The organism is Streptomyces sp., from assembly GCF_035563135.1.
In the GTDB taxonomy this organism is placed as follows: domain Bacteria; phylum Actinomycetota; class Actinomycetes; order Streptomycetales; family Streptomycetaceae; genus Streptomyces.
On the sequence record NZ_DATMVN010000852.1, the window covers coordinates 1 to 12,777 of the forward strand.

Sequence of the window (12,777 nt, forward strand, 5' to 3'; positions counted from 1 at the left end):
GGCACCGTCGGCCGGCGCCGTGCCCGGGCCGGATGCGAAGGCGTACGACTCCGAGGGAATACGGACGAGGATGGCCGTCTGTTACCACGCCGTGCTCCGCGACGGCGCCACGGCCCGCTGAGCGTGGCTCACTCCGGGTCCCACCGGACGTGCGCCACCACATCGGCCAGCCCCACCAGATCGAGCAGCGCGCCCAGTTCGGCCGGGACGTTGCGCAGCCGCAGCTCGACGCCTCCGGCCCTGCGTGCGACGAGCCCCAGCCGGGCGACCGCCTCCACCAGGGTCAGATCCGGGCGCACGACCCCGCCCACGTCGCAGTCCACCATGGCGGCCTCCGGGGCGCCGCTCAGCAGCGCCTCCAGCTCGGCGCAGAGACCCGGCACATCGGCGCGGGTGACGCGGCCGGTGACGACGAGGGCGTTCGGGGTCATGGCATCCACGTCAGGGAGACCGGCGTAGCGCCCGAAACTCATCGGCCCCCGGGCACGCGTGCCTCAGCTCACCGGGAAGATCCCGGTGTCCAGCTCCAGCCCGAAAGGCTTCGGCAGCGTCAGCGTCCCGCCGTACTCGACCGCTTCCAGGACGCGGTAGGTGCCGTCACTGGGCTCTCCGTACAGGGTCGCGGTCGGGCGGCCGGTGTGCCAGGGATCGAGCAGCAGGAACAGCTCGACGCCGGCCTTCGCGTACCCGTGCGCCTTGCCGATGCGGTCGTGGTTGGCGTTGGCCGGTGAGGTGATCTCCACGACGAGCCGGACGTCTTGCGCCGGCACGCGGTTGCCGGGCCCGGACGCGAGCGCCCGCGGCAGGACGACGAGATCGGGGATGTACAGCCCGGCCCGGCCGGGGGCGGAGACCCCGAGCGCCTGGTAGATCCCCCAGTCCTCCGGGATGACGGTGTAGAGCCTGCGCTGCAGCAGCTCCGCTGTGGTGTTGTGGTCCTTGGACGGCGGTGGCGACACGGTGACGATCCCCTCGATGATCTCCACCTTGCAGCCCTCGGGCGCGTCCGTCTCCTCCCAGATCCGGACGAGGTCGTCCCAGTCCTGACCGTGGCCCGGTCCGGGACCGACAGTGAGTGCGCTCATGGCGGTCTCCTCTTATCGGTGCGTCACCGATGACAGCATGCCGAACGGGACCGGTGGTGGTCCACCGGTCCCGTTCACCCGAAAGGAGAAGCCGCAGGTCAGGCGATACGTTCCCGCACCACCGGCGTGGCGGTGAAGGGCGTGCCGGCCGGGGCGATGTCGTACGAGCCGGGCAGGGCCTTCAGGGCGTACTCGAACTTCTCGGGGGTGTCCGTGTGCAGGGTCAGCAGCGGCTGTCCCCCGGTCACCGTGTCCCCCGGCTTGGCGTGCAGCTCGACGCCCGCGCCGGCCTGCACCGGGTCCTCCTTGCGGGCGCGGCCCGCGCCGAGGCGCCAGGCGGCGACACCGATGTCGTAGGCGTCGAGGCGGGTCAGGACGCCCGAGGACGGGGCGGTGATCACGTGCTGCTCGCGGGCGACGGGGAGTCCGGCGTCCGGGTCGCCTCCCTGGGCGGAGATCATGCGGCGCCACACGTCCATGGCGGAGCCGTCGGCCAGGGCCTTCTCCGGGTCGGCGTCCTTGAGGCCGGCGGCGTCGAGCATCTCGCGGGCGAGGGCGAGGGTCAGGTCGATGACGTCCCTCGGGCCGCCGCCGGCGAGGACCTCGACGGACTCGCGCACCTCCAGGGCGTTGCCGGCGGTCAGGCCGAGCGGGGTCGCCATGTCGGTGAGCAGTGCCACGGTCCGTACGCCGCTGTCGGTGCCCAGCGCGACCATGGTGGAGGCCAGTTCGCGGGCGTCCTCGATCTTCTTCATGAAGGCCCCGGAGCCGACCTTGACGTCCAGGACGAGCGCCCCGGTGCCCTCGGCGATCTTCTTGGACATGATCGAGCTGGCGATCAGCGGGATCGCCTCCACGGTGCCGGTGACATCGCGCAGCGCGTACAGCTTCTTGTCGGCGGGGGCGAGCCCGTCACCGGCGGCGCAGATGACCGCGCCGGTGGTGTCCAGGACGTCGAGCATCTCGGCGTTGGAGAGGTGGGCGCGCCAGCCGGGGACGGACTCCAGCTTGTCGAGCGTGCCGCCGGTGTGGCCGAGGCCCCGGCCGCTGAGCTGCGGCACCGCGGCGCCGCAGGCGGCGACCAGCGGGGCGAGCGGCAGGGTGATCTTGTCGCCGACGCCGCCGGTGGAGTGCTTGTCGGTGGTGGGGCGGGAGAGCGCGCCGAAGTCCATCCGCTCGCCGGAGGCGATCATCGCGGCGGTCCAGCGGGCGATCTCGCTGCGGTTCATGCCGTTCAGCAGGATCGCCATGGCCAGTGCGGACATCTGCTCGTCGGCGACCTCGCCGCGGGTGTACGCGTCGATGACCCAGTCGATCTGCTCGGGGCTGAGCTCACCGCGGTCCCGCTTGGTGCGGATGACGGAGATGGCGTCCATGGGAGGGGAGTCCTTCCGGCCGGATGGGTGGGCGAGAGTCCCGTTGACTCTACGCGCATAGAGGGGGAACGTTCCGCCGCGCCGTCCCGGGCGGGCCGGTGGGGCCCGCCCGGGGAGCGCGGCGGCGGGGGCACTACTCCAGGTGCTGCGGCCCGAAGGCCTGCGGCAGCATCTCGTCGAGCGTACGCAGGCCCTCCGGCGTCTCCAGGACGAGTGCGGGTCCCCCGAACTCGTACAGCAGCTGCCTGCACCGGCCGCACGGCACGAGCACCGCGCCCGTGCCGTCCACGCAGGTGAAGTGGGTCAGCCGGCCGCCGCCCGTCGCGGCCAGCTGCGAGACCAGCCCGCACTCGGCGCACAGGCCGAGGCCGTACGAGGCGTTCTCGACGTTGCATCCGGTGATCAGGCGGCCGTCGTCGACGAGGGCCGCCACGCCGACCGGGTAGCCCGAGTACGGGGCGTACGCCCGGGACATCGCGTCCCGGGCGGCCTCGCGCAGCACGCCCCAGTCGACGGGCTGCGGGGTCGTCACTTGCCCTCGCCCTTGCGGTACGGCAAGCCGTCCGCCTTCGGCATGCGCAAGCGCTGCGCGGACAGCGCGAGCACCAGCAGCGTCGTGACGTACGGCGCGGCGTCCACGAACTGGCTCGGGACCTGGTCCGTCAGGCCGTACCAGGTGAACAGCAGGGCCGAGACGGCCGCCGAGATCACCGCGGCCACGTACTTCTTCCGGTACAGCTGCCAGAAGACGACGATCACCAGAAGGATCGCCAGGAGCAGCAGCATGGCGTGCACGTTCTCGGCGCCGCCGCGGAGCTTGAGGCTGTCGGTGAAGCCGAAGAGCCCCGCGCCCAGTGCCATACCGCCCGGCATCCAGTTGCCGAAGATCATCGCGGCGAGACCGATGTAGCCGCGGCCGCCGGTCTGGCCCTCCTGGTAGATGCTGGTGGCGACGATGGCCAGGAAGGCACCGCCGAGTCCTGCCAGGCCGCCCGAGATCGTCACGGCGATGTACTTGTATTTGTAGACGTTCACGCCGAGGGTCTCGGCCGCCACCGGGCTCTCACCGCAGGAGCGGAGCCGCAGACCGAAGGCCGTGCGCCACAGCACGAACCAGGTGACGGGGATGAGCAGCAGCGCGACGACGGTGAGCAGCGACAGTCCGGTGACCAGGCCCCCGACGATGCCGGCGAGGTCGGAGACGAAGAACCAGTGGTGCTGTTGCAGGTCCTGCATCCAGTCCGACAGCCCTGGCACGGTGATCTTGTCGATCTCGTCGAGGCGCGGAGACTGCTTGGAGGATCCGCCGGGCTCCTCGGCGAAGGTGAAGTTGGAGAGGTAGCGGGTGACGCCGACAGCGAGGATGTTGATGGCCACACCGGAGACGATGTGGTTCACGCCGAAGGTGACCGTGATGACCGCGTGGAGCAGTCCTCCGAGCGCGCCACCGATGATGCCGAAGAGGACGCCCACCCACGGGCCCCACTGGAAACCGGCCCAGGCACCGAACCACGTGCCGAGGATCATCATGCCTTCGAGGCCGATGTTGACGACACCGGCCCGCTCGGCCCAGAGTCCGCCGAGGCCCGCCAGGCCGATCGGGACCGCGAGTTCGAGGGCGCCGCTCACCTGGCCCACGGAGGTCACGTCGTCCGCGCCGCTGATGAGGCGCACCAGCGAGACGAGGGCGAGCGCACCGGCGATGATCAGGAGGACGACGGGCAGGGACAGCTTGCGCCGCCCGCCGCCCTTCGGGGCGGCGACGCGTGCGGCGGAGACTTTGCTGGTGCTCACAGGGCCGCCTCCTTCTCGGTGGTGAGGGTGTGGCCGGCGGCGATTTCCTCGCCGACCTTCTGCTGCTGGCGGCGGGTCCCGTAACGCCGGACGAGTTCGTAGCTGACGACGACCGAGATCACGATCAGGCCCTGCATGATCGTGGCGATCTCCTTCTCGAAGCCGAACTGGTCGAGAGGGGACGACGCCTTGTCCAGGAACGCGACCAGCAGTGCGCTGAGCGCGATGCCCACCGGGTGGTTGCGGCCGAGCAGGGCGATGGTGATGCCGGTGAAGCCGAGGCCGACGGGGAAGTCGAGGCTGTAGGTGTGTGTGTCTCCCAGCAGCGTCGGCATCCCGACGAGGCCGGCGACCGCACCGGAGATCAGCATCGAGGTCAGGATCATCTTCTTGGCGTCCACACCGGACGCCTGGGCGGCGCTCTCGCTGGCGCCGGTGGCGCGCAGGTCGAAACCGAACCGGGTGCGGTTCAGGACGAGCCAGTAGACGAGGCCGCAACCGACGGCGACGAAGGTGAAACCGTAGATCTCACCGGCGTCGGGGCTCAGGGGCAGGCCGGGGAACCAGCCTGATTCCGGGATGTCCCCCGTCGTCAGGTTGTTGGAGCCCTCCGCCTGCTCACCGAAGTTCTTCGGCAGGATCAGCCAGGCGACCAACGAGGTCGAGATGGAGTTGAGCATGATCGTCGAGACGACCTCGCTCACGCCTCGCGTGGTCTTGAGGATGCCGGCGATCCCGGCCCAGAAGGCGCCCACGAGCATCGCCACGACGACGATCAGCACGATCTGGAGCGGCCCGGGGAGGCTGACGCTCGCGCCCACGAGAGCGGCCATCATCGCCGCGAGACGGTACTGCCCGTCGACGCCGATGTTGAAGAGGTTCATGCGGAAGCCGACCGCGACCGCGAGGGCGGCGAGGTAGTACGTCCCGGCCTGGTTGATGATCAGGACCTGTACGTCGCTGTACGACACCTGCTCGAACAGCAGTCGGTACAGCTCGAAGGGGTCGCGGTCCGAGACGAGCAGCACCAGGGTGCTGAGCACGAAGGCCACGACCAGGGCGAGTACCGGGCCGGCGAAACCCAGGATCAGCCGGTCCTTGTCGAATTTCCTCATCGGGCCTCGTCCTCCGGTGCTGCTTCGAGGTGACCGGCGGCGGCACCGGTCATGGCCGAGCCCAGTTCCTCGGGTGTGATGGTGGCGGGGTCGGCATCAGCGACCAACTGCCCTCGGAACATGACGCGCAGGGTGTCGGAGAGCCCGATGAGCTCGTCCAGGTCCGCCGAGATCAGCAGGACGGCCAGCCCTTCACGGCGCGCTTCCCGGATCTGGTCCCAGATCTGCGCCTGCGCCCCGACGTCCACCCCGCGGGTGGGGTGGGCGGCGATCAGGAGCTTCGGGTGGTGGCTCATCTCGCGGCCGACGATCAGCTTCTGCTGGTTGCCGCCGGAGAGCGAGGCGGCCGTGACCTCGATGCCCGGGGTACGGACGTCGTACTCACGCACGATCCGCTCGGTGTCGGCGCGCGCGGCCTTCGGGTCCAGCAGCCAGCCCTTGCTGTTGGGCTTCTCCGTGACGTGGCCGAGGATGCGGTTCTCCCAGAGCGGGGAGTCCAGCAGCACCCCATGGCGGTGGCGGTCCTCGGGGATGTAGCCGATGCCGCCCTCGCGCCTCTTGCGCGTGGGGGTGCGCGAGATGTCCTCGGCGTCCAGCGTGATGACTCCGCTGTCCGGGTTCCGCATGCCGACGAGCGTCTCGATCAGTTCGGTCTGCCCGTTCCCCTCGACGCCCGCGATGCCCAGGACCTCGCCCTTGTGGATCGTGAAGCCCACATCGGACAGGACGTCACGCACGGCCCCGTCCGGATCCGTCACGCTGAGGGTGAGCCCTTCGACGCGCAGCATCGGCACGTCCGTCACCGTCGACTCGCGGGTTTCCGGGGAGGGGAGCTCGCTGCCGACCATCAGCTCGGCGAGCTGCTTGGTGGTGGTGTGCGCGGGGTCGGCGGTGCCCACGGTGGTACCGCGCCGGATCACCGTGATCTCGTCGGCGACGGAGAGGACCTCGCCGAGCTTGTGCGAGATGAAGATGACGGTGAGGCCTTCGGCCTTGAGCTCGCGAAGGTTCGCGAAGAGCGCGTCGACCTCCTGCGGGACCAGTACGGCGGTCGGCTCGTCCAGGATCAGGATGCGGGCGCCCCGGTAGAGGACCTTGAGGATCTCCACACGCTGGCGGTCGGCGACGCCGAGGTCCTCGACGAGCGCGTCGGGCCTGACCCCCAGACCGTACGCATCGGAGATCTCCATGATCTTCTTGCGCGCGGCGGAGCCGATACCGTGCAGCTTCTCGCCGCCCAGGACGACGTTCTCCAGGACTGTGAAGTTGTCGGCGAGCATGAAGTGCTGGTGCACCATGCCGATTCCGCGCGCGATGGCGTCACCGGGGTTGCCGAACGTGACCTGCTCACCGTCCACGGCGATGGTGCCCTCGTCCGGCTTCTGCATGCCGTAGAGGATCTTCATCAGGGTGGACTTCCCGGCGCCGTTCTCACCGACGAGGGCGTGGACCGTTCCCTTGCGTACGGTGATGCCGATGTCGTGGTTGGCCACGACGCCGGGGAAGCGCTTGGTGATGCCGTGCAGTTCTACGGCAGGGGGACTGCTGGACGCGTTGATGACGCACTCTCCTTGGCCGGACAGGAGCGGGAGCACAGGGGCAGGGGGCGGGGTGAAGTTATCGCGCCGGAGGGCTGTCTACACGCGTAGCGCTGCCGAATCGTGAAGCTCAGGCACACGGCACGGTCCGGACACGGGTTCCGGACCTGTGCGAGCAGGGCACTGCGAAGGGCACAACTTCCTCGATGAGCACCCCACGGGCCCGGAGCAGCGACGGTGCGCACTCCGGGCCCACGGGAAACCAGCGTGACGACCGGGATCGTTACGGGGCGCTCCTGACGGTGACCTTGCCGTCGATGATGTCCTTCTTCGCCTTGTCCACGGCCGTGATGACCTCGGTCATCTTGGTGAAGGCCGGGTTGGACACGGCCAGGCCGACGCCGTCCTTGTCGAGGCCGTAGCGGACCTCACCGGACTGCGGCTTGCCGTCCTGGACGGACTTGATCAGGTTGAAGACGGAGTCCTCGACGTCCTTGGTGACCGAGGTCAGGATCGACGCCTTGTAAGCGGCGAGCCCTTCCTGCTTGTACTGGTCGGAGTCGACACCGATGTTCCACTTGCCGGCCTTGGAGACGGCCTCGATCGCACCGGAGCCGGCCAGACCGGCTGCCGAGTAGACCACGTCGGCACCCTTGTCGAGCTGCCCCTGAGCGGCGGCCTTGCCGAGGTCGGGCTTGGAGAAGCCGTCGAAGTTCGGCGGCTGCGTGAGGTACTGGGAGACCACCTTGACCGAGGGGTCGGTGTCGGCGATGCCCTGCTCGAAGCCCGCCTGGAACTTCTTGATCAGCGGGGTCTCGACACCGCCGATGAAGCCGACCGTCCTGGTCTTGGTGACCTTGGCGGCGGCGACACCCGCGAGGTAGGAGCCCTGCTCCTCGTTGAAGACGATGTTGGCGATGTTGTCGCCGGTCACGGAGGCGTCATCGATGATGCCGAAGGTGATCTTGGGGAACTTCGGTGCGACCTTCTTGATGGCGGGGGCGTAGGCGAAGCCGACACCGATCACCGGGTTGTTGCCGGCACGCGCCAGCGCGGTGAGGCGCTGCACCTTGTCGGCGTCCGCTTCACCGTCCGACGGCTCGGCCTCGGTGCCCTTGACGCCGAGGTCCTTCTCGGCCCGGGCCAGACCCGCGTAGGCGGCGTCGTTGAACGACTGGTCGCCGCGGCCACCGATGTCGTAGGCGATGGCCGACTTGTCGGCCTTGGAGTCGGAACTGCTGCTCGAGGAGGACGACTCGCCGCACGCCGTGACGCTCAGCGCGAGTGCCGCGGACATGACGCCCACGGTGGCAATCCTGGTGATCCGGCGCAAGGGAAGGCTCCTTCAAACCTGACCGAAGCGCCACTTGCGGCGCTGGTTTCGCCGCGATCGTAACGCGCGTAGATGTCAGATAAGGGCCCCTACGGAAGCTGTTATCGGATCGTCGCGAACAGAAGGTGTCGCGTCCGGTCACAAGCGGTTACCTGGAGGTAACACACGGCCGCGCGTGCAGGCGGCCGCTCCTTGATCTCCGAGGTCAGGCGTCCAGCAGCGCGGCGGCGGTGAACAGCTCCACCCCGACCGTGATCGCCTCCTCGTCCACGTCGAAGTTGCCCCGGTGCAGGTCCAGACCACGCGTGTCGCCCGGTGCCCGTACGCCGAGCCGTGCCATGGCTCCCGGGATCTTCTCCAGGTACCAGGAGAAGTCCTCCCCGCCGAGGCTCTGCTCGGTGTCCTCGATCGCGTACGAACCGCGGCGGATGGTCATCGCGGCGTCGAGGAGGCCGATCGTCTCGGCCTCGTTCACCACGGGCGGCACCCCGCGGATGTAGTCGATCACCGTCTTGGCCCGGTACATTCCGGCCACCTCGTCGATCGCCGCGTGCACCAGGTCCGGCGCCTGCCGCCAGCTCTCCAGATCGAGGCAGCGGATCGTCCCGGACAGCTCGGCGTGCTGCGGGATGACGTTGGGAGCATGACCCGTCTGCAGCCGCCCCCAGGTGACCGCGAGTCCGGCCCGCGCGTCGACGCGCCGGGCGAGCAGCGCGGGTACGTCGGTGGCCACCCGGGCGGCCGCGGTGACCAGGTCGGTGGTGAGGTGCGGGCGGGCGGTGTGCCCGCCGGGGCCGTCGAGGGAGATCTCCACACGGTCGCAGGCCGAGGTGATCGGCCCGATCCGGAGCCCGATCCTGCCCACGTCCACCTTGGGGTCGCAGTGCACCCCGATGATCCGCCCCACCCCTTCCAGCACCCCGGCCGCGACCGCGTCGGCGGCGCCGCCGGGCAGCACCTCCTCGGCGGGCTGGAACAGCAGCCGCACCGGGCGGGGCAGCAGCCCCTGCCGGTCCAGCTCGCTCAGCACGAGCCCCGCCCCCAGGACACAGGTGGTGTGGACGTCGTGCCCGCAGGCGTGCGCCCGGTCGGGCACGGTGGAGCGGTAGGGGACGTCCGCCTTGGTGTCCGGGATGGGCAGTGCGTCGATGTCACCCCGCAGCGCCAGCATCGGGGTCATGCCGTCCCACTCCCCCACGTCACAGACGAGTCCCGTGCCACCGGGCAGCACCTGCGGCTCCAGCCCCGCCTTCTCGAGCCGGGCCTTGATGGCGGCGGTGGTGCGGAACTCCTGGTTCCCGAGCTCGGGGTGCATGTGCAGATCGCGGCGGAAGGCGATGAGCTCGTCACGCAGGTCGTCGGGCAGGGTGCCGGGCAGGACGGCCTCGGCGTGGGGCGCACGGGACTTCAACTGGTTCACCCAGTCAAGGGTAGGCCCCTGACACCCGCAACTGGCCACTGATCGACAAAAGTTCAGCCGCTCAGGGGAACAAAAAGTGGTGTGGCGGCGTGTGACGAAGAGGCCTGGTGGGTAAGCTGCCTCATTTTCCGCCGATCTGGGGGAGCGCGAGAGCGGAGGGGTGAACTGTCGCCGTCGTTCGCCCTCGCACTCCCGGGTAACCGGTCATGCGGTCATGACCGGCGGGTGCGTGTCGCCACGTCCCGGCGCCGCGGCCCTTCGGGCGGCATCGCGTTCGGCGGGCAGCTCCGGGGCGGTCGCCGCGCCTGTCGGGCCCGGGGCGCGGCAGGAGCGGCAAGAGCCCGGCGGGGAGGGCTCCGGGGCGGCCTGGTGCGCCGCACCGGGCGCACTCGGCCATCGGGCGGCGCTCGGGCATGCCGGGCGCGGGGGCAGTGGCGGCGGGCAGCGGAGGCGGGAGTTCGTCGCGGAGGCGACGGCCCGGCGTGAGGACGAACTCCTCCTCGCCCGTGAAGGCGGCACGAGGGCGGATGTCCACCGCCCGGGCGGGAGTCAGCCGCAGGACGGGCGGTGGGTCAGGTGCGGGAACATCTGTTTCCACCGGTCCTCGGGAACGCTCGACGGGTAGGCCGCGCACAGATCCTCGTAGAGGCCGTCGGTGGCGAAGTCGAGCACATAGGTCCTTCCCGGTGACATCCCGGAATCACCGGAATCGGCGACGGCCAGCCATCGGGGTGCCTGCGACCCCTTCGCCGGCGGCAGGTGTACGTCGCCCGCGTGCTCCAAGGTGAAGAGCTCGGGGGTGTTCCACCGCCCGTCCTTCCCGATCGACCAGATGCGGTAGGGCTCGCTCGTCATCGCGTGCCGGCCGTCGGAGGTCATGCTGATCGATGTGACCTTACGGTCGAACACGAGGTCGTGGCCGCGCCTTCGGGGGTCCGCCGGGTCGGAGACGTCCCAGAACTCCAGGCTTCCGTCGGCCAGCGCCAGCGCCAACCGGTCCTTGCCCACGGGGAAGTAGCCGCCCGGCGCGGCCGGGAGAAGACCGCCCTCGACGGGGTGCGCGGGCCGGGAGAGGTCCCACAGCTGGATCTCGTCACCCACCGCCTCGGTGACGATCAGCTGGGACGCTCCGTAGTACATCGCGCCCTCCATCGACGCCGCTCCGTCGATGCGGCCGCCCTTGCGGGGGTGGCCGGGGTCGGAGACGTCCCAGAACCTGATGTGCCGGCCTTCCTCCACCGTGGCCAGCGACTGCTGCCCGGCGAACCACAGGTCGCCCGAGCGCGCGAGCGAGCTGCCCGCCCTCACTCCGATCGTGCCCCGGCGCACGGGTTTCGCCGGGTCACGGATGTCCCACAGCACGGTGTCCGGTTCCTCCTGCGAGCCCACCGCGAGGAGCATGCCGTCGGGACTGACGGCGATGTTCGGGATGTCGGCGGTGAACCGGATGCTGGAGCTCTTCCTCACGGCCCCGTCGGGCCGGAGCTGCCAGACCTGGAGGGTGTGGTCCAGCCCTCCGGCCCAGTGGTGGGCCAGGAAGAGCGGCGCCTTGCGCCGGGTCAGGAAGAACTTCGCCTCCCATCCGCCCGGCAGGGTGTACCGGACCTTCGGCTTCTTCAGGTCGCTGAGATCCCACACCTTCGCCGTGTGCGTGGCATCGCCCGCGTCCGTCGCCGCGATGACCAGCTTCCCGTCGGCGCTGAACGGACTCGTGCCCGTCTGGGGCATGACGTGGATGCCGCCCGTGAACCCCGGCGCCCAGGGCCGGTCGGGCCACACCCTTATCTCCCCGCCCACCTCACCGACCGCCAGATACCTGCTGTCCGGGCTGAAGGCGACCGACTGGGACGGTTCACCCGTCGGCAGGGTCACCCCGGTCAGACCGTCCACCAGGTCCGCCGCCTTCCCGGCCACCTCGGACCGAAGGACGCCGTTGTCGCGGTCCGCTCCTGCCAGGAACCTGCCGTCCTTGCTGAAGGCCAGTGAGGGAACGCCGTTGTTGCCGGTGCCCCAGGTGTCCCTGTACTCCTCCGCCTCCACACGTCGCAGGTCCCGTCCGTCCACCACCTCCCACCAGGCGATCTTTCCCTCTCCGCCGGTGGCGACCACCCGGTCACGGCGGGGTTCGGCGGCCACCGCCATGACCGTCTCGGCCCGTTCCGTGTCCCGCAGCACGGGCCGGCCCGGGTCGGTGACGTCCCACAGCCGTACCTGCGCGGGCTGTTCGCTGCCCGCCTCGCCGCTCCCGTTGCCCGTGATCAGATGCCTTCCGTCACGGGTGAAGGCCAAGGAGATCAGTTCCGTCCCGGCGACGGTCCGCTGCGCGCGGAGCGTGGGCCGGGCGGGGTCGTCGACGTTCCACAGCCGCAGCAGGCCCTTCTGACTGCCCGCCGCGAGGGTCCGGCCGTCCTTGCTGAAGGCCAGCGTGTACGTCACCTGGTGGGCGAGCGGTACCAGGGCGATCCGCCTCGGCTTCTGCGGATCAGCGGTGTCCCACAGGGTCAGTTCGTCCGCCGACTGTGCGGCAAGGATCCGCGAGCGCGGGTGGTAGGCGATGACCGGGCTGCTCTCCAGCTCGAAGCGGCCCGCTTCCACGGGTTCGGTCGGCGTGGACACGTCCCACAACTGGACACGGCCGCCCCCGGCCCCGTCGTCCCGGTGACTCGCGGCCAGGACCTTGCCGTCCGGGCTGTAGGCGATGTTGAGAACGGGCTCACGGTGCGGCTCCTCGGGCACGAGATGGGCCGGTGTGACGGTCATCGACGCCGAGTACAGGCTGGACCGGGTCTCCGGGGTCACCGCCGTGCGGTACGCGGCCAGGCTCAGGCGGAGCGCGGTCCGCGGGTCGCGTTCGCGTATGGCGTCGGCCTGGGTGGCCAGTTCCCTGGCGATCAGGCTCCTCTCGCGGTCCGCCGCCTGCCCGTTCTCGTGGAACGCCCATCCGAAGAGCGAGGCCGCCACCAGGGCCAGGGCCGAGAGGGACGCGAGCCATGCCCGTGTGACGAGGCGTCGCCGGCGCTGTGCGTGGGCGCTCGCGGCGACGAATTCCCCCACCACGTGCGGGACGGGCACGCGGACGACCGCCGGTGCGGCTGCGACGGCCGCGCCGACGGCGG

General features: G+C 70.2%; 10 protein-coding genes. All 10 read right to left on the reverse strand.

The genetic code is table 11. The features are described from left to right. Positions 1 to 128: 128 nt before the first annotated feature. Complete coding sequence (locus VN520_RS37660; protein ID WP_325751453.1) at positions 129 to 473, reverse strand: STAS domain-containing protein; 345 nt, start codon at positions 471 to 473, stop codon at positions 129 to 131. Positions 474 to 494: 21 nt separating this feature from the next. Beyond that, positions 495 to 1,085: a Uma2 family endonuclease gene (locus tag VN520_RS37665; protein ID WP_325751454.1), complete on the reverse strand. Its 591-nt coding sequence runs from the start codon at positions 1,083 to 1,085 to the stop codon at positions 495 to 497. Between the two features lie 98 nt (positions 1,086 to 1,183). Further along, on the reverse strand, positions 1,184 to 2,461 hold the full coding sequence (locus tag VN520_RS37670; protein ID WP_325751455.1) for a thymidine phosphorylase: 1,278 nt from the start codon (positions 2,459 to 2,461) through the stop codon (positions 1,184 to 1,186). A 133-nt stretch (positions 2,462 to 2,594) separates the two neighbouring features. Further along, positions 2,595 to 2,993: a cytidine deaminase gene (locus VN520_RS37675; RefSeq protein WP_325751456.1), complete on the reverse strand. Its 399-nt coding sequence runs from the start codon at positions 2,991 to 2,993 to the stop codon at positions 2,595 to 2,597. Continuing rightward, complete coding sequence (locus tag VN520_RS37680; RefSeq protein WP_325751457.1) at positions 2,990 to 4,255, reverse strand: ABC transporter permease; 1,266 nt, start codon at positions 4,253 to 4,255, stop codon at positions 2,990 to 2,992. The genes VN520_RS37675 and VN520_RS37680 overlap by 4 nt, the downstream gene beginning before the upstream one ends. Beyond that, a complete protein-coding gene (locus VN520_RS37685) occupies positions 4,252 to 5,370 on the reverse strand; it encodes an ABC transporter permease (RefSeq protein ID WP_325751458.1) in 1,119 nt (372 codons plus the stop codon). Before VN520_RS37685 ends, VN520_RS37680 begins: the two co-directional genes overlap by 4 nt. Beyond that, the gene (locus VN520_RS37690) at positions 5,367 to 6,953 is read right to left on the reverse strand and encodes an ABC transporter ATP-binding protein (protein ID WP_325751462.1); all 1,587 of its coding nucleotides are present in this window, start codon (positions 6,951 to 6,953) and stop codon (positions 5,367 to 5,369) included. The genes VN520_RS37685 and VN520_RS37690 overlap by 4 nt, the downstream gene beginning before the upstream one ends. A 238-nt stretch (positions 6,954 to 7,191) precedes the next feature. Then, positions 7,192 to 8,241, reverse strand: a complete 1,050-nt coding sequence (locus VN520_RS37695; protein WP_325751459.1) for a BMP family ABC transporter substrate-binding protein — start codon at positions 8,239 to 8,241, stop codon at positions 7,192 to 7,194. 205 nt (positions 8,242 to 8,446) lie between these two features. Further along, complete coding sequence (locus VN520_RS37700; protein WP_325751460.1) at positions 8,447 to 9,661, reverse strand: amidohydrolase; 1,215 nt, start codon at positions 9,659 to 9,661, stop codon at positions 8,447 to 8,449. 549 nt (positions 9,662 to 10,210) lie between these two features. After that, a partial coding sequence (locus VN520_RS37705) for a WD40 repeat domain-containing protein (RefSeq protein WP_325751461.1) occupies positions 10,211 to 12,777 on the reverse strand: 2,567 nt, incomplete at its 5' end.

What these genes read in the sequence shown, in the direction of transcription:
- VN520_RS37660 (WP_325751453.1), bottom strand. Translation starts at nt 473, where the DNA reads ATGAGTTTCGGGCGCTACGCCGGTCTCCCTGACGTGGATGCCATGACC.
- VN520_RS37665 (WP_325751454.1), bottom strand. Translation starts at nt 1,085, where the DNA reads ATGAGCGCACTCACTGTCGGTCCCGGACCGGGCCACGGTCAGGACTGG.
- VN520_RS37670 (WP_325751455.1), bottom strand. Translation starts at nt 2,461, where the DNA reads ATGGACGCCATCTCCGTCATCCGCACCAAGCGGGACCGCGGTGAGCTC.
- VN520_RS37685 (WP_325751458.1), bottom strand. Translation starts at nt 5,370, where the DNA reads ATGAGGAAATTCGACAAGGACCGGCTGATCCTGGGTTTCGCCGGCCCG.